This is a genomic window from Aquimarina aggregata (genome assembly GCF_001632745.1).
GTDB lineage: Bacteria > Bacteroidota > Bacteroidia > Flavobacteriales > Flavobacteriaceae > Aquimarina > Aquimarina aggregata.
Window position 1 is genome coordinate 311869 of the sequence record NZ_LQRT01000002.1, and the last position, 19737, is coordinate 331605.

The following is a 19737-nucleotide window of genomic DNA, read 5'->3' on the forward strand; positions in this document are numbered from 1 at the left end:
GTTATAAGAATGGAAAAAATTACAGTTAAAGTACACAAGAAAGAAAAGTTTTATTACAATCTAATGATTGTATTTACCATACTTTTATGTATTCCCGGTCTTTTGTTTTTGCCGTATCTTTTACTTGTAGGGATTTTTATACTAATAAGTACTGGCCTTTTTATAGGATATATAAAAGGAAGTGCTGTACGAGTGAGTAAAGATCAATTTTCTGATTTATATGATATTGTTACTGATCAATGTCAAAAATTAGCAATAAAAAAAGCTCCTGAAATTTATATTGTAGAATCTGGAGGGTTATTAAATGCTATGGCTACAAAATTTGTTGGAGCTAATTATCTGATTATCTACAGCGATTTGTACGAAGTGATATTGGATGGTAGAAAGGATATCGTAGAATTTATTATTGCTCATGAACTGTGCCATGTAAAACGAAATCATGTATATAAAAAGATGTACGTTTTTCCTTCATTACTAGTCCCGTTTTTGGCTCAAGCGTATTCTAGAGCTTGTGAATATACGTGTGATAGTGTTGGATATACAATTAGTCCAAGAGGTGCTGTAGATGGTATTAAACTTTTAGCCTCAGGAAAACGTTTGTATAATAAAATGGATACGAAAGCATATACAAAACAAATAGAAATTACAGATAGTTTTTGGGTTTGGCTTTCAGAAAAATTGTCTACTCACCCTCATTTATCAAAAAGAATAACACCAGAAATGTTGCGTGTTAATTTTAATTCTTTTCGATACTCAGATAATAAAAGAACTAAAATAGACACTGCAAAACCTGAAATTCAACAAATAAATGAAACTACTTCTGAAGTGCAAGAAGTGAAAACTGAAAATAAAAGTAAAGGTGATGATCACCAACGATTTATGCCTAAATTTTAATGTAAATTAGAGTAATATTACATGTCAGAAGAAAACGAAAACGAAGAATTACATCACGAATCATCTCAAGAAGATCACCAACCGCAAGAAGTGATTACCAAAGTCACAGGAATGTATAAAGACTGGTTTCTGGATTATGCATCTTATGTAATCTTAGAGAGAGCGGTACCTGCAATCGAAGATGGCTTGAAGCCTGTACAACGGCGTATTCTTCATTCTATGAAAGACTTAGATGATGGTAGATACAATAAAGTAGCTAATATTGTTGGACATACAATGCAATATCACCCTCATGGTGATGCCAGTATTGCTGATGCAATGGTACAAGTTGGACAAAAAGAATTGTTAATCGATATGCAAGGAAACTGGGGTAATATCCTTACTGGGGATAGAGCTGCAGCATCAAGATATATCGAAGCTAGGTTGTCAAAATTTGCTTTAGATGTAGTTTATAACCCTAAAGTTACCGATTGGCAACTGTCTTATGATGGAAGAAAGAAAGAACCTATTAATTTACCAGTAAAATTCCCACTACTATTGGCTCAAGGTGCAGAAGGGATAGCAGTAGGATTAAGTACTAAGATTCTTCCTCATAATTTTATAGAGCTTATAGATGCTTCTATAAAACATTTACAAGGAAAACGCTTTACTATTTTACCTGATTTCCCTACATCTGGTATTGCAGATTTTACAAATTATAATGATGGTAATCGCGGTGGGAAAGTAAGAGTACGTGCAAAAATTTCGCAAGTTGACAAAAATACGTTGGTAATTAATGAAATTCCGTTTTCTACGACAACTACGTCATTGATAGATTCGGTTCTTAAAGCGAATGATAAAGGGAAAATAAAAATTAAGAAGATAGAGGACAATACGGCTGCAAATGTCGAAATATTAATTCATCTACCTTCGGGAATTTCACCTGATAAAACAATAGATGCTCTGTATGCATTTACCAATTGTGAGATATCTATTTCGCCATTAGGATGTGTGATAGAAGATAACAAGCCTGATTTTATAGGTGTTTCTGAAATGTTACGTCGTTCTACCGATAATACGTTAGCTTTATTAAAAAAGGAACTAGAGATTCAATTAGATGAATTACAAGAACAATGGCATTTTGCATCTTTAGAAAGAATATTTATAGAAAACCGTATCTATCGTGATATAGAAGAAGTAGATACTTGGGAAGGAGTTATCGAGGCTATTGATAAAGGTTTACAACCACACATCAAACATTTAAAGCGTGCAGTTACAGAAGAGGATATTGTTCGTTTGACCGAGATTAGAATTAAGCGTATTTCTAAGTTTGATATAGATAAAGCACAGCAAAAAATCGAAGCTTTAGAGGATGATATCGCTCAAGTAAAACATCATTTAGAGCATCTTGTAGAGTTTGCTATAGATTATTTTAAACGTTTGAAAACGACCTATGGAAAAGGTAAAGAACGTAAAACTGAGATTAGAATTTTTGATGATATTGAAGCTACCAAAGTAGTTATTCGTAACACAAAATTGTATGTAAATCGAGAAGAAGGTTTTGTAGGAACTTCTCTAAGAAGAGATGAATATGTGACCGACTGTTCTGATATTGATGATATCATATGTTTTACTAGAGAAGGTAAATTAATGATAACTAAGGTAGATGCAAAAACATTTATTGGTAAAGATATTATTCATGTAGCTGTGTTTAAGAAAAAAGATAAGCGTACTATTTATAATCTGATTTATCAAGATGGTAAAGGAGGAGCATCTTATGTAAAACGATTTGCAGTAACTAGTGTCACTCGAGATAAAGAATATGATTTAGCTCAAGGAAAAAAAGGCTCTAAAATTTCGTATTTCTCTGCTAATCCAAACGGAGAAGCCGAAGTTGTTTCAATATTCTTACGTCAAGCAGGTAGTATTAAAAAACTGAAATTTGACCTTGACTTTTCTGATCTACTTATAAAAGGTAGAGGCGTTAAAGGGAATATAGTTACAAAGTATAATATTAAAAGAATCGAATTAAAAGAACAAGGAGTCTCTACATTAAAACCTCGCAAAATATGGTTTGATGATTCTGTACAACGCCTCAATGTAGATGGAAGAGGTGATCTTTTAGGAGAGTTTAGAGGCGAGGATCGTTTATTAGTAATCACGCAAAATGGTATTGCAAAAACATTGATACCAGAAATGACACTTCATTTCAGTTCTGATATGATTGTCCTAGAAAAATGGAAGCCTAAAAAACCTATTTCTGCAATTTATTGGGATGGGGAGAAGGAACGCTATTATGTCAAGCGATTTTTGATGGAGAATCCAGAAAAAGAAGAAGTGTTTATTACAGAACATCCAAAATCATTTTTGGAAGTGGTATCAACAGATTATAAACCTATAGCCGAATTGGTATTTACAAAAATTAGAGGTAAGGATCAAAGACCTAACGAAGAATTGAATTTTGAGGATTTTATTGCTATAAAAGGGGTAAAGGCGCAAGGTAATCAATTAACAACACACAAAGTGAAACAGGTTAATTTATTAGATTCATTGCCTTATGAAGAACCAGAAGAACTGCCTGCAGAAGAAATCGAAGTTGTAGAAGAAGAAAATGTTTCTTCAGAAGAAAAAAACGATGCCACCTCTGACGAGTCAGAAAAAGACAAAGGAGAGCAAGGAAGTCTGTTCTAGATAATATTTATAGATTTAAAAAAGCCTGATTACACTTAAGTAATCAGGCTTTTTAATGAATTTTTAAAATAGTATTTTACGATTTTTTCACATATTTGGTTAAAATAACAATGTGCTGGCCACTCACACGGCCTTCAATATGTTCTGGATTATCATGAACTAATGAGATATTTCTAACTGCAGTACCGCGCTTTGCCGTAAAATTGGCTCCTTTAACGTTTAAATCTTTAATAAGCACCACACTATCACCGGCTTGTAAAACAGCACCGTTTGCATCTATATGTTTAATAGTGTCATTATCATCATCCCCGTCACCAGTTGCTTTTGCCCATGCTAAAGTGTCGTCATCAAGGTACATCATGTCAAGTAGATCTTGTGGCCAACTTTCTGCGCGTAGTCTATTTAGCATTCTCCAAGCCATTACTTGTACTGCAGGAACTTCACTCCACATACTATCATTAAGACAACGCCAATGATTAGGATCTACTTCATCAGGGTCTTCAATTTGTTCTATACATGTTTGAGAAATAAGGATATGCGCATCCAAACCAGTACCTGGAGATTTGGGCACTTCATAAATTTTCAAATTTTCAGTTACTCCTGATAATTCACATACAGATCCGCTTCTTTTTTGTAGTTCTCTTTCTAGGTTCATTTAATATTGGTTAATTGTATAGTTTTATACTTTAGAATATATCCACATTAGTTTAAAATGCGAATTTCCAATAAAAAATATATTTCTAAAAAAAAATCTTAGTATTCCGTTAGAAATACTAAGATTTTAAATATGAAATTATAGATTTAATTTTGTGGTTCAGGTTTTGCTTTTGCAGCAGTGCTAATGCTGGTATTACTTCCTCTTACTAATGTGTATGGTTTATCTCCGTACTTTAGGACTAACTTACTAGGTGATAGTTCTATTATATCGACTTCGATTCTATCGCTATCACTATTGTTTTTAGTTAATTTTGGTAATTTAGAAGAAGTTCTTTCTTTATATTCCAGCACGAGAGTTTTGTCTTTAATACTCCAAGTACCTAAACTTGAATTTTCAGATTTAATTCTGCTGAAAGTTCCATCACTTTTAAAATTGAATTGAGCACCATGAAGCAATTGATTACTCTTAGTATTTTTCATGTCTTCTTTCCAATTTCCTACTAGGGTCGAGGCGTCTTGAGCACTTAAGGATAACGTAAAAAAAGCTATCAATAAGCTTAAGGTTAAGGTTCTTTTCATTTTAGATTTGTTTTGGATAAAGATAATAATTTAATACAATCTTTATTATTTGGGGTTTAATTTAAAATTCTAAATTACTAATTATTATCAATTTGTATATGATCAGATGTATAAATATCTCCTTTATCACTAATAATTATACATTCTATCTGTGCCAATTGATTTATTCTATTCATACCAACTTCTTTTCCCATTACAAATATTGATGTAGCTAGGGCATCGGCTAATTCTGCTTTCGGAGCAAAAACTGTCACACTTATAATACCACTAGAAGGGTACCCCGTTCGAGGGTCTATAATGTGTGAATATCTTTTAGTATTAAAAGATACAAATTTTTCGTAATTACCAGAAGTGACTACAGCACCGTTTACAATGGGTAGCAGCGCAAAAGCCTTTGTTTTATTTAGAGGATTGGTGATTGCGACTTTCCAATCGTTACCATCAGGTTGTTTTCCCCAAGTATTCATATCACCAGAGGCGTTAATAATACCAGCGCTTACTTTGTTTTGAATAAGTAATGCCTTTGCTTTATCAGCGGCATATCCTTTGCCGATTGCTCCAAAACCAATTTTCATTCCTTTTTTATTCAAGAAAACAGTAGAGTTTTCTTTATCCAAAACAACATGTCGATATCCAACTTTTGCTACCGAAGCTTTAATTTTTTCTTCTGTAGGCATTTTAGTCATACTGCCATCAAACTTCCAAATTTTATCCATAGATGCATATGTAATATCAAAAGCTCCGTCGGTAAGTTTAGATATACCTATAGATCGGTTAATAAGATCAAATAACTCTTGATCCACTTTTACAGGTCGAATACCAGCATTTTTATTGATTAATGAGGTTTGAGAACTTTGGTCCCAGGAAGAAATAAGTTTTTCTATTCTCGAAATCTCTGCTACTGCTATATCTATATATTGATTAGCCTGTATTGTATCTTGGGCTACTACAGTAATATCAAAACGGCTTCCCATAAGTAGAAGAGTACGTTTGTGTGTTTGCTGTGCAAAACCTAATACATGCAAAAAAATGAATATAACAATACTTGTATAAGCTCTCAATAATTAACTTTTAAAAGATTCTAATAATTTAATGTATGCTGAAGGTGTTGTTTTTTTATATCCTGTTTCGCCAAGTACAGTCCCATTTTTATCCATAACCACTACAAAAGGAAAAAAACCATTCTTGTTATATTTTTCGGCCAATTTATTATTTTGCTCTTGCAGCTCTGGAACCAATTGATTTTTCTTTTTTCTTGGAAAATCTGCTTGTACCATAATAAAATGATCTTTTGAATAGGATTTAAACTCTTCAGAATTAAAAATTTCTCGATCTAATTTTATACACGGAACACACCAATCAGAGCCTTGAAAAACAAGTATAATATTTCGGTTTTGTTCAGCAGCATTAATTTTAGCTTTTTCAAAATTAGTAGTCCATTCTTGTGCCTCAAGGGTAGTGCTTGTAAAAGTAAATAACAAGGCTATGATTAAAAATCTATACATTATGCGTGATGTTTTAAATGATCATAATTATATAAATAGACTGTTTTTTTTATACAATCTTACATAATTTAAAGTATAAAGATAAAAATCTTTGTACTCTATAAGTACAATATTTATACCAAATAGAGTAGAAGGCCTACTTGAAATTTAGAGTATCGTAGGTTGTGTTCCTGTAACAATAATACCGTGTTCAGTTAATGTGTTTACTTTATTTGGATTGTTTGTGAGCATTTTAATTGATTTTACTCCGATTTCTTTTAGAATATCAGCAGCACTTCTAAAATCTCTATTGTCTTTTTTAAAGCCAACGGCTTCATAGGCCTCTGCTTGAGGAACTCCTTGTTTTTTATAGATTGCACTTTTTAACAAAGCATAATGCCCATTACCTTTACCCTCTTGGTCTAACCAAATAACGATTCCTTTGCCTTCTTTTTGTATAAGTTGTTGAGAGATTTCCATTTGCTCTCTACAATCACATTCGATACTATTAAAATGATGTCCAAATATGCAAGAGGAGTGTACACGACATAAAATGTCATTTTCATCTTTTACATCACCCATCACGAGGGCAAAAGATTCCTTTTGCCCATCGTAAAACATCATTTCATGATATTCTCCAAATTTTGTTTTTAAATTTCCTTCTGCAATTTTTACAATCATGATATGTTTTTTAATCGGCTTATTTTTTTGAATTTAGTATTTTTTCTATTTCTGTGAGTCTGTTGGATAAAGATTTTAATTCTTTGTTTTCTTCTTCAAGTTTTTTGATTTTCTTTTCTTGTTGAATGGTGTATAAGGTTAGCTCTTCTATTTTTTGTAATAATTTACTATCCATTTCCCCAAGAAAGATACCATCTTTTGCTACTTGTTTAGCACTAGGGATATCTTTAAGATGTCCTTTTTCTTTAATATGATTTTCTACATCTAATAAAGAGGGGAGTTTATAGTCATCATAAAACACAAAATCAGACCAACCGGTTTCTACCTTTATTTCTTTAGCTCTTATTTTACCATTTACGGCTAGTTTCCATGAACCAGGGTTTATTGTTCCTATGCCAATATTTCCTTCATGATTAATAATCATATCATAACCAGAATTGGTTGTATTATTATGTGGAACTTTGAAACCTAAATATCCTTGATTATTTGCAGTAGTATATAGAGATATGTCTGAGTGCAACATACCACCAGAGTTACTTTTGGATCTAAATCTTAAAGTAGCCTCATTGCCTAAACCATCATTTTCGAGACGTAATAAGTTAGTGTTGGTTCCGTTTAAGGTTAATAACCCATTATCTGTATCTGTTGTTCCTATCCCGATATTACCATTTCTACTAATCCTCATTCTATTTGCCGATGCCGCAAAGAAATCAATACCAAAATGTCCTGAAATATAAGAATTCATAGGGTTTACAAAACCTGTTGTGCCGTCTTGAAAGCCATGAAATCCAAAACCATATTGATTAATGTATTCTCCATCATAAAGAAAGTCATCATTACTAACAGCTGTTAATCCAGGAGAGTTGTTATCCTGATTATTAGCTTTTCCGACTTTAATGATACCTCTTACATCTAGTTTTTCAGATGGAGCGGTAGTTCCTATCCCAACATGGCCGTTTGGTAATTCTGTTATTTGTGCGCTCCCTAAAAAACTTAATGTTGCGCTAATTAGTGTTAAAATGGTCTTTTTCATTTTTATAATTTAGAATCTTTTCTGTTAATACTATACTAGTATATGTTTTAGGTACAGAAAATGTTACTTTAGGAAGTAACATTTTTATTTAAAAAAAACAGAAAGCTACTTATAAAAGTAACTTTCTGTTTTATGTTCTATTTTATGTGTTGAGCTTTAATTCTGTTGTCCACTAAGCTTTCCTTTTTTACGCAGTTTAAAGTTTAAAAACTCAATAAATAAAGAAAAAGCTATGGTAAAGTAAAGGTACCCCTTAGGTATTGTACCTACTTTACTATCAAATATTTGTAAATGTGCAAGATGTGCAGCTTCAGCGATTAACATAAACCCAATTAAGATCAAAAAAGATAACCCTAAAATTTGTACAGAAGGATGTTTATTCACAAAACGACCTACCGGTGTTGCAAACAACATCATAATTAATACAGAGACTACAACTGCAATAATCATTAATATTAAAGCATCATTTGGATTTTCACTAAGACCGTTGGTCATACCAACGGCAGTAAGTATGGAATCAAAAGAAAAAACAACATTAATTAATGTAATTTGCACGATAGCATTTGAGAGCGTAGAAGAGCTCTTAGCTGCTATTTCTTTTTCTTCCTCACCTTTTTCATCTACTTTTTCATGAATTTCATGTACGCTTTTGTACAAGAGGAAAATACCTCCTCCAAATAAGATTAGGGCTTGTCCGCTAATACCAGCCTCAATCCATGGCAAATTGATATGCCAAAACGGAGCTTCCATAGCAACAAGTAATGATATACCAAAAAGTAAAACAATACGCATCACCATGGCTAATAATAGTCCTATGTTAGTAGCTTTTTTTTGTTGATTTTGAGGTAACTTGCTGGATGCTATCGAAATAAATATGATATTATCGATACCCAAAACGATTTCTAGAAAAGTTAATGTTAGCAGAGCTACCCAGGCATCTGCTGATGCGAAAATTTCAAACATTATTTTATTTTTTTTGCGGTTCCACGTTGTTTATTTTTAGCTACTCCTACAAGTCCGTATTCAAAAGTGTAGGTTTGATCATCGGTTGATAAGATTTTCATATGTATCGCCTTTTCTTCAGCCATATTTTTTGGATGTATTTTTTTTACGATATACTCACATGGATTAATCCACCGAATACTTGAGGTATCACTTTTACCTTGAAAATAGTCTATTTCTAGAGTATCATTGCGCACAAAAGTGGTCTTGACTAATTCTCCGTTAAGATAAGTTTCGAATTCAAATGTCCCTGTTTTAAAATCGGTGCAATTACGTTCTTGTTGATAACAACTTGTAAAAAGTAAGCTTAGGAGCCCTATAAAAGCAATTTGCTTCATATGATAATTTAACTAGAGAACGAAAATAAATTTATTTCCAGAGAGTATAAAGCCAGATGAGAAAAAGTTGTTAAGTTTTTTTCATTTGGTAAGAACTAAAAGTTCCATCGACATAAAAAATGACAATGCGATCTATTGTTGTATCTCCTACTGAAGTCTTAGGAATTTGTTCTATGTGAGATTCGGTTATTGATATTTCCTTTTCTGGAACATCTGATTGTGAAAATAAATCTTGATCAGATGTATCTAACAGAGTAGAGGTTTTTGGTTGTATAGGGGATTCTATAATCGGTTCTTTTTGTTCAATAATAGATTCTTCTGATTTTGGAAACGCACCTTTTCCATAAAGCAACCATTGTAAATCTACATCAGTATATGCTTCAGTTATTTTCATAACAAAATCTAAGCTTGGTTTGTTTCTTCCTGATAAAATATGTGAAATAGAGGATCTACCAACACCCATATAATCTGCAAAAGAAGAAGCTGATACAGCATAGTGATCCATTATTTTTTGGATTCTTTTTCCAAAGTCTGTAGTGTTTACCATTGTAAACTATTGTTTAATTAAAACTTGAATACAAATGTAAACAATTTACGTAAAACAATAGGTTTACAAATGTAAATCAAGAAAGTTTTAGTGTAAATTATAACTTAAAATAACTATATTTAAATAATTGATTTATAACGTATTGAATGTTAATTAAGTAATTTAATAAACATCTTAATATTTATTTAGATACATTTGGAAATTCGGGTTTATAAGCTGTTTACAATTAGAAACAAAACCTATAAATCAGAATGTTTACAAATGTAAATATAGCGTAGTTACATTTGTAAACTATAGTTAGTGTTACATTTGTAACTTATTCTTTTATTGTTATGAATACTGGATAAACAATACTAATTTTGTTGTTTGACTACATACATTATGAAGATAAGTACATTACAGAATTTGTTTAATAAACATAAAGAATCATCTTTATTTGGGCGTTATATTAACCTACATCATATTACTCCTTTACTAGATAAATTATCAACTAAAACAAGCGTAAAACAAATAGGGACTTCAGAAAATAATGCTCCTATTCATCTTATAACATTAGGTACTGGATCCAAGAAACTTTTGTTTTGGTCACAGATGCATGGAAATGAAAGTACAACTACAAAAGCTGTTTTTGATCTTTTAAATGTTCTTACAGATACATCAAACGAATTTGCTACATCAGTATTAAAAGAATGTACTCTATATATTGTTCCTATATTAAGTCCAGATGGTGCAATGGCATATACCAGACTTAATTATAATAATGTTGACTTAAATAGAGATGCTCAGACAAAAACACAAAAGGAAAGTATTGTTTTGCATGAACTCATAACTACTATTAAGCCTGATTTCTCTTTTAACCTTCATGGTCAACGTACTATTTTTAGTGCAGGAGAAACTAATTTACCTGCAACAGTATCATTTTTATCCCCTGCAGGCGATAAAGAGCGTTCAATAACGTTAAGTAGAAAAATAGCGATGCAAGTGATAGCCAAAATGAATACGGTGTTACAAGAGTGTATACCTGATCAAGTAGGACGATATGATGATGGTTTTAATATTAATTGTGTTGGAGATACATTAGAGTCTATAGGAATACCAACTATTTTATTTGAGGCTGGGCATTATCCCAACGATTATGACCGAGAAGAGACTAGAGCATACATTTTCTATGCTTTAATGACTTCTTTACATTGTATTACTTATGATCATATAACAGGAGACCAGTATAAAGCATATTTTTTGATTCCTGAGAATGGAAAATGCTTCTATGACGTTATTATAAGAGACGTTATTTTAAAAGACAAGAATGTAGATATAGCGGTACAGTATACTGAGAAATTATCTGAAAATAATGTGAAATTCGTACCAAAGATTGTTAAAATTGAAAACTTACGAAAATTTTACGGACACAGAGAAATTAAGGGTGAAAAGAGAACAATACGTAACGAAAACCTTAGAGTAGAGATAGTTCCAGAGATTGACTTGTTAAAATTTTACTTAGATTCTGAATTATTCTCAATAGAATCGATAAAAAGATGAAATAAAATGTATGAAAACTTTATTTTTCTGTTATTTTTGCAATGTAAATAATCGGGAAAAATAATATGAATTACTATGGCAAAATTTAAATTAGACGAAGTAGATCACCAAATTTTGGATATGTTGATTGAAAATACGCGTACTCCTTTTACGGATATTGCAAAGAAATTATTGATTTCTGCAGGTACCGTGCATGTACGAGTTAAAAAAATGGAAGAAGCAGGAATTATTGAAGGCTCTTCATTAACATTGGATTACAGAAAATTAGGATATTCATTTATAGCTTATGTAGGTATATATCTACAAAATACTTCACAAACTAAGTTTGTGTTACAAAGAATTAATGAAATACCTTATGTAACTGTTGCTCATATTACTACTGGAAAATTTAATATTTTCTGTAAAGTAAGAGCAAAAGATACTAATCATGCAAAAGAAATTATTTTTATGTTAGATGATATCGATGGAGTATATCGTACAGAAACTATGATTTCTTTAGAAGAAAGTATTAATGATAAGAAACGCTTAATGCATTCTATTTTTCAGGATATGTAAAGGGTATCTATTGATATAATATAAACCCTTTAAGAAAGTTTCTTAGAGGGTTTTTTTAAGTTTAAGAAATACAAACAAAGAATTGATAGCTATATTATTTCTTGTAATATGTATTTAAATATAACCACAAACCACAATTACCACCACAAAAATGGCTAGAATTCCAAAAATAGAACGTTTTAATGAAAATGTTCTGGCAAAGTATCAGATCTATAATAGTATATTCATGACTTTGCCGTTTGACACTATTACAAATACAGGTGTACTTTTGCCACTATTTAGCGAAGTATGTGAAAAAGGCTATGATGCCCACAAAAATCCAACAGAGATTGTAGAAAACTTTTTTAACCTGTATCAGGACAATCCTTCTGAGAAAGAAAAACATGATTTATTGTTTAGGTTTATACAATACATCGAGCGTCAAGTAGTATTGTTTGATGCTATAGAAGATGCCGCTTTTCCAGTTGTAAATAATATGGATGGTAGAGGGACATTAAGAAGTATAAAAGAAGAAGCACAAGCAAAGGGACAATTAGAAGAACTTAAAGAATATCTTCGACGATTTAAAATTCGTCCCACATTAACGGCGCATCCCACACAATTTTATCCAGGAACTGTTCTTGGGATTATTCATGATTTAGATAAAGCAATTCGAGGTAATGATTCTGCAAGAATTAAAAAATTATTGGCTCAATTAGGTAAAACCGCATTCTTTAAAAAGGAAAAACCAACACCATATGATGAAGCTGTAAGTTTGATTTGGTATTTAGAAAATGTATTTTATCACTCTGCAGGTACTATTTACAATTATATTCAACAAAATATCTTTGAAGGTGAGGATATGGAGAATGATTTGATCAATTTAGGGTTTTGGCCAGGAGGAGATCGTGATGGAAATCCATTTGTAACCACAGAAACTACTCTTAAAGTTGCAAAAAGATTACGTAAAACTGTTTTGATCAACTATTACAGGGATATTAGAAATCTTAAGAGAAGGATTACTTTCGGAAACCTTCAAGAAAAAATAGGAGTCTTAGAGACGGCATTATATGACAACTTTTACTACGCAAAAACAGCAGAACCATTATCAATTGAAACGTTAATGAATGGCTTATTAGAGGTAAAAGAAGAATTGATTGCAGAACACCAATCTTTGTTTTTAGAAGAATTGCAAAATTTGATTAATAAGGTAAAAATCTTTGGTTTTCATTTTGCTACTCTTGATATACGTCAAGACTCAAGAATTCATCATAAAGTATTGACCGATGTAGTTAGAAAGAGTATTGCTTTAGGATTAAATATTTTTCCTGAAAATTATGAGTCTTTATCCGATCAAGAACAAATTGAAATATTATCAAAAGCAAACGGTAAATTAGACCCTTCGGTTTTTGAAGAAGATATTACTAGAGCTACATTAGAATCTATTTATGCGATAAAAACTATTCAGGAAAAGAATGGTGAACGTGCTGCAAACCGTTATATTATTAGTAATAACGGAAATGAGCTTAACGTTATGGAAACTTTTGCTCTAATTAGACTTTGTGATTGGGAGTTACCTACTGTAGATGTTATTCCGCTTTTTGAAACTGTACCTGATTTACAAGTAGCGCATCAAGTAATGGAATCACTGTATAGTAGTCCTGTCTACATGGCACATCTTAAGCGTCGTGGGATGAAACAAACCATTATGCTTGGATTCTCTGACGGAACTAAAGATGGTGGATATTTAATGGCAAATTGGGGGATTTTTAAAGCTAAAGAAGCACTAACAGAGGTTTCTAGAAAATATGATGTAAAAGTTGTGTTCTTTGATGGTAGAGGAGGACCACCGGCAAGAGGAGGAGGAAATACAAATCAATTCTATGCCTCACTTGGCCCAACAGTAGAAGATGAAGAAATTCAATTAACAGTACAAGGGCAAACTATTAGTTCAAATTTTGGAACTTTAGATTCCTGTCAGTATAACTTAGAACAGTTGCTGGGAGCTGGTGTAGAAAACGAATTGACTAATAATGAGGGTAATTTGTTTTCTGCAGAGAATAAGGAAACAATGCAGAACTTGGCAGATACAAGTTACCAAGCTTATGTAGACTTTAAAAATCACCCAAAGTTTCTACCGTATTTAGAACATATGAGTACTTTAAAATACTATGGTAAAGCGAATATCGGAAGTAGACCTTCAAAAAGAAGTAAAAGTGCAACTCTAGATTTTGGAGATCTACGTGCAATACCTTTTGTGGGTAGTTGGAGTCAGTTAAAACAAAATGTTCCTGGATTTTATGGAGTAGGAACAGCTCTAAAGGTATATGAAGATAAAGGCGAATTTGATAAAGTAATATCACTTTACAAAGGTTCTCCGTTTTTTAGAACTTTAGTTGGTAATAGTATGATGAGTCTTACAAAATCATTCTTTGAGTTAACCGCTTATATGAAAGAAGATGAGCAATATGGAGCATTTTGGGATATTATTCATGATGAATACCTTTTGACAAAACGATTGTTGTTTAAGTTGACTGGTTATTCTGAGCTAATGCAAAATGAACCGGCAGGAAAAGCGTCGATTGATATTAGAGAAAATATTGTTTTGCCATTACTTACGATACAGCAATATGCGCTCAAGAAAATTCAAGAAATCCAAAGAGGAGGAAATGTAGACGTTGATGAATTGGAGGTTTATGAGAAAATGGTAACACGCTCATTATTCGGAAATATAAATGCAAGTCGTAATTCTGCATAAAGAAGAGAATTATAAAGTACTGTTAAGAGTATAATGTAATGAGGTAGGAATTGTTAAATTTCTACCTCATTTTTAATTACAATAACTTTTATTATAGTTTGTCTTATGTTATCTCAAGTAAAAGAAGGAGAATACAATCCGTATTATGGTACTTACATATCAAAAGCATCACATGCTGATATTGTAGAAGGCCTACAAAGTGGTAAAAAAGAATTTACAGATTTTGTTAATGCTATTCCCTTAGAAAAATGGTCATATGCTTATGCAGATGGCAAATGGTCAGTTGCAGAAGTGTTGCAACATTTAATTGATACCGAACGTATTTTCTCGTATCGTGCACTGCGTTTTGCTAGAAATGACAAAACACCAATTGTTGGATTTGATCAGGATAACTATGTACCGTATTCAAATGCTAACAATTATAGTAAAGAAGATATACTATCTGATTTTGAAGCTATGCGTAATAGTTCTATTGCTTTATTTAGAAGCTTTACAGACGAAATGTTAGGAATGATAGGAGAAGCTAGTGGTAGTCCAATGAGTGCAAGAGCAGCAGGTTATATTCTTTTAGGTCATCAAGTACATCATTTTGAGGTTATTGAAGAGCGATATTTGTAAAAAAAATAATCAAATTGTACCTCTAAGCTTTGTAGCTTAGAGGTGCAATATAATTAAATTGGAAAATGAAGGAACAAGTAGCTAAAAAATATCTTTCTTTTTTAGAAAAAGGCGAGATAGACAGGGTAGTTGATTTATTTACAGACGATGGTCTTGTAGTATCACCATTGTATGGTACTAGGCCTGCAAAAGATTTTTATAAAGCTTTAGCTGCAGATACCACTGAATCTATATTAACATTTGATGGATTATTTTTTGAGAAACAATCAAATAGAATTTCTTTACTTTTTGATTATGATTGGAAATTAAAGACTGGTGAAAATGTACAATTTAAGGTTGTGGATATTATTGAGCTAAATTCAGAAAATAAGATAGAGAAACTTACGATAATATACGACACAGTCCATAGTAGAGATGTTCTTAAAGAATTGCGTAAAGTTCAATAAATTATAACAATTACATACGATAATGAATTTGACACTAACAAGTGTACTTTTACTTTTTGGGATTTTTCAAAGTATAGTAATGATTCTTCTTATACTTATAACAAGAAATAGGAAGCAAATTCAAAATAAGTTATTGATTTCGATTTTAGGAGTATTAGGATTGTCAATTTTGCCTACATTTTTAGGTAATTCAGGAATAATTCAAAATAATCCTAACCTGATGTTTTTACCTGTACGTCTTTCTATTTTTGTATTTCCTCTTTTGTTTTTGTATGTTAAATCGGTTTTTGTTTCAGATTTTAAAATAGGTATACCAGACCTAAAACACCTTGTTTTTCCTTTCGTATTTTGGATTTATAGTATCATATTATGGATTAATACTATTGATCATTCTTTAGAAGCAAAGGGCGCAGTGGCTTTAACTTTTTATTATTTTCAAATTAAATATGCGCATGATGTTTCCTTGTTGTTAATGCTTTTAATCTATACTTGGTTTGCCTATCAATTAATAAACAAAGCTAAGAACTATAGGCTTTCTAAGAACCAGTTGCAGTTTTATAAATGGTTAAAATATTTATTCTTTTTCTTAATGGCAGGTGCTATTTTAGACCTTGTTTCCATTGTAATAGGAGAAGTTTATGGTTATTGGAAAGGAAGCCCTTTGGATGAATTATTAGGAATTTCATTTACTATTCTTATTAAAATATATTACTCTATAATAGTGTATGTTATATCAGTAATTGGGTATGCCTCTTATTCAAAATTTATAGTAAGTAATTACCCTGTAATTGATAATGCGATTTCTAATAAAATTATAGAAGCGATGGAGGTTAAGAAAATGTTTCTTAATCCGGATCTCTCTTTGCGTATTTTGGCAGAAGATTTAGATACGACTACGGGAGTTGTATCCAAGATCATTAATACTGATTTTAAAGTGTCTTTTAACGATTTTGTTAATAAATATCGAATAGAAGAAGTGAAAAATAAATTAGATACTAACTCAAGCGGTCAGTTTACTTTATTGGCTCTAGCACAAGATTCTGGTTTTAAATCTAAAACAACTTTTTATCGCGCTTTTCAAAAATTCACTTCGCACACACCTAAATCTTACCTTAAAACATTGAATTCTCAAAAATAAAGTTCCAAATTATATTTTGGAACATATTTCATCCTAATTCTTTTTAATTCTGTTTAATATCAAAATAGCTTTGCTTGCTCACCAATAATATAGTTATGATAAGTTTAGTAATGAGTTTTAAAAAAAGAATGAGTTTTCTAGTAGTTCTATTAATTGCATCATCTGCAGTATATAGCAAATCAGAAAAAATAGATATTCCAGATTTTTATTTAGAAAAAGCTATCCGAGAATTTCAAGATAAACCTACTGGGGATATCACTAAAGATGATCTTGAATCTTTAACACGATTTGTAGCTATCGGAAAAGGAATAGTAAACCTTAAAGGATTAGAATATGCTAAAAACCTGAAAACATTGTATCTAGATAACAACAAAATAGAAGACTTAGAGCCTTTGCAAGAGCTTAAAAGTCTTAAAAAACTTAGCTTAAATGGAAATCTAGTGTCTGATGTAAAATCACTCTCAAATCTGGTTAATTTAGAGAATTTGTCAATGGATAGAAATCAAATATATGACTTAAGAAAACTAGATAAGCTTGTGCATTTAAAGGGAGTTACATTTAATTTTAATAAAATAAGCAATATATCTGTTGTAGAAAATTGGAAAGAGCTAACGCATTTTAATATGGCATTTAATATGTTAGAAGATTTATCTCCATTATCTGAATTAGTAGATTTACATGGAATCTGGGTCCCGAATAATAAAGTGAAAGATATAAGCGTATTGGCAAAATTATCAAAGCTAGAAATACTTATTCTTGGAAACAATTATATTTCAAATATCGAGGTTATTAGTCTATTAGCTAATGTTGTACAATTAAATTTGGAAGATAATGAGATCAAAAATTTTTCTCCTTTATCAAAATTGAAAAATATTGGAGTTTTAACTCTTAAAAACTGCAGTATAATTGATTTATCTTTTATAAAAAATATGGATAGTATAGAATGGCTGGATCTTAGAGATAATAGTTTGAAAGATATTTCTGCTTTAGTTGATTTAGTAAAGATGAAAAAACTATTGATCTCTAGAAATCAAATAAAATCTTTACTTCCTGTAGCAAATATGTCGGATTTAAGATGGTTGGCATTAGAAGGAAATCATATAAACAATTTATGGCCTTTATATCACCTTACAAATCTTACAGATGTAATGCTGTTTAATAATCCGTTAAAAGCGAAAAAGAATAAAATAGTAATTTCTAAAATGAAATCAGAAGGGAAAAATGTAGAAGATTTAGCTTATGAGATAAATTCAATATTTCAGACAGAGCCTAGTAGGGTTTTAAAAGATTAATTATAAAATATAAAAAATGATAATCGAATATATCAGAGGACATTAACTAGTGTTTTTGGATCTAATTCATGTCCACCAGAATGAGTTCTAAATTCAATTTGTGGTATGATTTGTTTTACACGTTCTTTCTCGGCATTTACCTTTTCTATTTCGAAATAAGGATCTTTTTCTCCTAGAATATGTGTTACCTTGGTATCTGTTGACATAAATGTGAAATCGTCTTTGGACAATTCTTGAGGAAAACCACCAGAAATCATTACAATAGCGTGGCAGTTCTTTCTCCTACTGGCTATCCAACGACTCGCAATACTAACACCTTGCGAATATCCTAAAATAACAAACCTTGTAGTGTTTGGTATGTTTTCGGCAGCTACAACAGCATCAATATAATTAAGTACGTTCTGGGTTTCTGTTTTTGTATTTTCTTTGGTAAGCCAACTAGCGCCAACACGTCGGTAATCTTCTCCTTTGTAATATTTCGAAGGAGCTTGAGGTGCAATGATATAATTCTCTTCTTTGTCTAAACTCTCAAACAAACGAATAAAATATCGACTTAGATATCCAATACCATGAAATACCAACCATACATTTTTTGTTTTAGAAGTTAATTCGTTTAACGTATCATAGGTGTTAATAGATTGATATGTTGCTTCTTTTTGCATAATTAGTATTGTGATTTTATAACTGAAACCATTCGTTTATAAGAGGCCACAAGATATCTTGATTTTTTATTCTAAAAAAATCAAAATGACCAATAGTTTTTAAATTATAATCCGAAGGCGTAATGTGTTTTCTTGTGATGTTAGCATTGTTATATACCCGTTTACCTAAAATATCAACTGATTTTTTTGGTGCAAAAAGATCATCTTCAATGCTTATCAATAACATTGGAGCTTTGATGTCTTCATAATATGTAGTGTTGTTTCCTTTGGTAAAATGCAGCATAGAATCAGGATGCAGTAAGAATGTAGCCCAGTCTTTTGCTGTTTTTGTAGTTAGTGGACTTCCTAGCCCAAACCAATTAGAGGGATAGTATCCTAAAAGGGTTGTCGTGATTGGTACGAATAACCTAAAATTTAGATGAATAAGTAATTTCATCTTTAAAGAAAAATGCTTGTAATACCCAAATTGAGAGGCTATTGTTAAGTATTTGTCATAATATTGATGGGCATCACTAAAACCAATACTGTTCCCACCATAACTATGCCCAATCATGTATTGTTGATTATTTGGGAATTTTTCTTTTGCATATTTCGAGATGGTTTTAAAATCTAAAGCCCAAGAAAAATAACCATGATCTTTTAGGTATTTAATATTTTGTGATCGTGAATAACCAATACTGCGATAATCAAATGTAAATACATTACATCCCTTGTTAGCTAAATATTTAGCCATATTGAAATAAAATTTTTGAGGAACAGCAACAGCAGGGGCGAATACTACAGTTTTTTGATTCGGAGTTTGAGGTTTAAATTCATGAACTACAATTGGATAATTATCAAAAGAGTTGATAGTATGTGTTGTCAT

20 protein-coding genes are annotated in these 19737 nt (G+C 31.3%); 9 read left to right on the forward strand and 11 right to left on the reverse strand.

Annotated elements, in window-relative coordinates; translation table 11 throughout:
* Nucleotides 1-9: 9 nt before the first annotated feature.
* Nucleotides 10-894 (forward strand): M48 family metallopeptidase, encoded by an 885-nt coding sequence (locus AWE51_RS03110; RefSeq protein ID WP_066309308.1) that lies wholly within the window; start codon nt 10-12, stop codon nt 892-894.
* Between the two features lie 21 nt (nt 895-915).
* Complete coding sequence (locus AWE51_RS03115) at nt 916-3564, forward strand: DNA gyrase/topoisomerase IV subunit A (protein ID WP_066309317.1); 2649 nt, start codon at nt 916-918, stop codon at nt 3562-3564.
* A gap of 76 nt (nt 3565-3640) precedes the next feature.
* Here the strand turns inward: AWE51_RS03115 and AWE51_RS03120 are convergent, their stop codons facing one another.
* The 9 genes from AWE51_RS03120 to AWE51_RS03160 form a co-directional block, all read right to left on the reverse strand.
* Nucleotides 3641-4219 carry a PhnA domain-containing protein gene (locus AWE51_RS03120; protein ID WP_066309324.1) on the reverse strand — a complete coding sequence of 193 codons (579 nt, stop codon included), beginning with the start codon at nt 4217-4219 and terminating at the stop codon, nt 3641-3643.
* Between the two features lie 146 nt (nt 4220-4365).
* A complete protein-coding gene (locus tag AWE51_RS03125) occupies nt 4366-4800 on the reverse strand; it encodes a lipocalin family protein (protein ID WP_066309327.1) in 435 nt (144 codons plus the stop codon).
* A gap of 77 nt (nt 4801-4877) precedes the next feature.
* Nucleotides 4878-5774: an FAD:protein FMN transferase gene (locus AWE51_RS03130; RefSeq protein WP_082832332.1), complete on the reverse strand. Its 897-nt coding sequence runs from the start codon at nt 5772-5774 to the stop codon at nt 4878-4880.
* 90 nt (nt 5775-5864) lie between these two features.
* Nucleotides 5865-6305 carry a thioredoxin family protein gene (locus tag AWE51_RS03135; protein ID WP_066309332.1) on the reverse strand — a complete coding sequence of 147 codons (441 nt, stop codon included), beginning with the start codon at nt 6303-6305 and terminating at the stop codon, nt 5865-5867.
* 147 nt (nt 6306-6452) lie between these two features.
* The gene (gene ribA / locus AWE51_RS03140) at nt 6453-6965 is read right to left on the reverse strand and encodes a GTP cyclohydrolase II RibA (RefSeq protein WP_066309335.1); all 513 of its coding nucleotides are present in this window, start codon (nt 6963-6965) and stop codon (nt 6453-6455) included.
* A gap of 19 nt (nt 6966-6984) precedes the next feature.
* A complete protein-coding gene (locus AWE51_RS03145) occupies nt 6985-7998 on the reverse strand; it encodes a hypothetical protein (RefSeq protein ID WP_066309337.1) in 1014 nt (337 codons plus the stop codon).
* Nucleotides 7999-8154: 156 nt separating this feature from the next.
* Entirely contained in the window at nt 8155-8961 is an 807-nt protein-coding gene (locus AWE51_RS03150) for a TerC family protein (RefSeq protein WP_066309338.1), read from the reverse strand.
* Entirely contained in the window at nt 8961-9338 is a 378-nt protein-coding gene (locus AWE51_RS03155; protein ID WP_066309340.1) for a DNA topoisomerase IV, read from the reverse strand. Before AWE51_RS03155 ends, AWE51_RS03150 begins: the two co-directional genes overlap by 1 nt.
* A gap of 70 nt (nt 9339-9408) precedes the next feature.
* Nucleotides 9409-9885 (reverse strand): helix-turn-helix domain-containing protein, encoded by a 477-nt coding sequence (locus AWE51_RS03160; protein ID WP_066309343.1) that lies wholly within the window; start codon nt 9883-9885, stop codon nt 9409-9411.
* A gap of 381 nt (nt 9886-10266) precedes the next feature.
* Here AWE51_RS03160 and AWE51_RS03165 point away from each other — a divergent pair, with 381 nt between their 5' ends.
* From AWE51_RS03165 to AWE51_RS03195, 7 genes are all read left to right on the forward strand, one after another.
* The gene (locus tag AWE51_RS03165) at nt 10267-11424 is read left to right on the forward strand and encodes a M14 family zinc carboxypeptidase (RefSeq protein ID WP_066309345.1); all 1158 of its coding nucleotides are present in this window, start codon (nt 10267-10269) and stop codon (nt 11422-11424) included.
* Between the two features lie 75 nt (nt 11425-11499).
* Entirely contained in the window at nt 11500-11979 is a 480-nt protein-coding gene (locus tag AWE51_RS03170) for an Lrp/AsnC family transcriptional regulator (RefSeq protein ID WP_066309347.1), read from the forward strand.
* Nucleotides 11980-12130: 151 nt separating this feature from the next.
* On the forward strand, nt 12131-14716 hold the full coding sequence (locus AWE51_RS03175; protein ID WP_066309349.1) for a phosphoenolpyruvate carboxylase: 2586 nt from the start codon (nt 12131-12133) through the stop codon (nt 14714-14716).
* A gap of 105 nt (nt 14717-14821) precedes the next feature.
* Entirely contained in the window at nt 14822-15334 is a 513-nt protein-coding gene (locus tag AWE51_RS03180; protein ID WP_066309350.1) for a DinB family protein, read from the forward strand.
* Nucleotides 15335-15399: 65 nt separating this feature from the next.
* On the forward strand, nt 15400-15780 hold the full coding sequence (locus AWE51_RS03185) for a nuclear transport factor 2 family protein (protein ID WP_066309353.1): 381 nt from the start codon (nt 15400-15402) through the stop codon (nt 15778-15780).
* Between the two features lie 22 nt (nt 15781-15802).
* Nucleotides 15803-16918 (forward strand): helix-turn-helix domain-containing protein, encoded by a 1116-nt coding sequence (locus AWE51_RS03190; protein WP_066309356.1) that lies wholly within the window; start codon nt 15803-15805, stop codon nt 16916-16918.
* 128 nt (nt 16919-17046) lie between these two features.
* Complete coding sequence (locus AWE51_RS03195) at nt 17047-18210, forward strand: leucine-rich repeat domain-containing protein (protein ID WP_066309359.1); 1164 nt, start codon at nt 17047-17049, stop codon at nt 18208-18210.
* A 32-nt stretch (nt 18211-18242) separates the two neighbouring features.
* Here the strand turns inward: AWE51_RS03195 and AWE51_RS03200 are convergent, their stop codons facing one another.
* Nucleotides 18243-18872, reverse strand: a complete 630-nt coding sequence (locus AWE51_RS03200; RefSeq protein ID WP_066309369.1) for an alpha/beta hydrolase — start codon at nt 18870-18872, stop codon at nt 18243-18245.
* Between the two features lie 16 nt (nt 18873-18888).
* Nucleotides 18889-19737 carry an alpha/beta hydrolase family protein gene (locus AWE51_RS03205; protein ID WP_066309377.1) on the reverse strand — a complete coding sequence of 283 codons (849 nt, stop codon included), beginning with the start codon at nt 19735-19737 and terminating at the stop codon, nt 18889-18891.

What these genes read in the sequence shown, in the direction of transcription:
- AWE51_RS03110 (WP_066309308.1), top strand. Translation starts at nt 10, where the DNA reads ATGGAAAAAATTACAGTTAAAGTACACAAGAAAGAAAAGTTTTATTAC.
- AWE51_RS03115 (WP_066309317.1), top strand. Translation starts at nt 916, where the DNA reads ATGTCAGAAGAAAACGAAAACGAAGAATTACATCACGAATCATCTCAA.
- AWE51_RS03120 (WP_066309324.1), bottom strand. Translation starts at nt 4,219, where the DNA reads ATGAACCTAGAAAGAGAACTACAAAAAAGAAGCGGATCTGTATGTGAA.
- AWE51_RS03125 (WP_066309327.1), bottom strand. Translation starts at nt 4,800, where the DNA reads ATGAAAAGAACCTTAACCTTAAGCTTATTGATAGCTTTTTTTACGTTA.
- AWE51_RS03130 (WP_082832332.1), bottom strand. Translation starts at nt 5,774, where the DNA reads ATGGGAAGCCGTTTTGATATTACTGTAGTAGCCCAAGATACAATACAG.
- AWE51_RS03135 (WP_066309332.1), bottom strand. Translation starts at nt 6,305, where the DNA reads ATGTATAGATTTTTAATCATAGCCTTGTTATTTACTTTTACAAGCACT.
- ribA (WP_066309335.1), bottom strand. Translation starts at nt 6,965, where the DNA reads ATGATTGTAAAAATTGCAGAAGGAAATTTAAAAACAAAATTTGGAGAA.
- AWE51_RS03145 (WP_066309337.1), bottom strand. Translation starts at nt 7,998, where the DNA reads ATGAAAAAGACCATTTTAACACTAATTAGCGCAACATTAAGTTTTTTA.
- AWE51_RS03150 (WP_066309338.1), bottom strand. Translation starts at nt 8,961, where the DNA reads ATGTTTGAAATTTTCGCATCAGCAGATGCCTGGGTAGCTCTGCTAACA.
- AWE51_RS03155 (WP_066309340.1), bottom strand. Translation starts at nt 9,338, where the DNA reads ATGAAGCAAATTGCTTTTATAGGGCTCCTAAGCTTACTTTTTACAAGT.
- AWE51_RS03160 (WP_066309343.1), bottom strand. Translation starts at nt 9,885, where the DNA reads ATGGTAAACACTACAGACTTTGGAAAAAGAATCCAAAAAATAATGGAT.
- AWE51_RS03165 (WP_066309345.1), top strand. Translation starts at nt 10,267, where the DNA reads ATGAAGATAAGTACATTACAGAATTTGTTTAATAAACATAAAGAATCA.
- AWE51_RS03170 (WP_066309347.1), top strand. Translation starts at nt 11,500, where the DNA reads ATGGCAAAATTTAAATTAGACGAAGTAGATCACCAAATTTTGGATATG.
- AWE51_RS03175 (WP_066309349.1), top strand. Translation starts at nt 12,131, where the DNA reads ATGGCTAGAATTCCAAAAATAGAACGTTTTAATGAAAATGTTCTGGCA.
- AWE51_RS03180 (WP_066309350.1), top strand. Translation starts at nt 14,822, where the DNA reads ATGTTATCTCAAGTAAAAGAAGGAGAATACAATCCGTATTATGGTACT.
- AWE51_RS03185 (WP_066309353.1), top strand. Translation starts at nt 15,400, where the DNA reads ATGAAGGAACAAGTAGCTAAAAAATATCTTTCTTTTTTAGAAAAAGGC.
- AWE51_RS03190 (WP_066309356.1), top strand. Translation starts at nt 15,803, where the DNA reads ATGAATTTGACACTAACAAGTGTACTTTTACTTTTTGGGATTTTTCAA.
- AWE51_RS03195 (WP_066309359.1), top strand. Translation starts at nt 17,047, where the DNA reads ATGAGTTTTCTAGTAGTTCTATTAATTGCATCATCTGCAGTATATAGC.
- AWE51_RS03200 (WP_066309369.1), bottom strand. Translation starts at nt 18,872, where the DNA reads ATGCAAAAAGAAGCAACATATCAATCTATTAACACCTATGATACGTTA.
- AWE51_RS03205 (WP_066309377.1), bottom strand. Translation starts at nt 19,737, where the DNA reads ATGACAACACATACTATCAACTCTTTTGATAATTATCCAATTGTAGTT.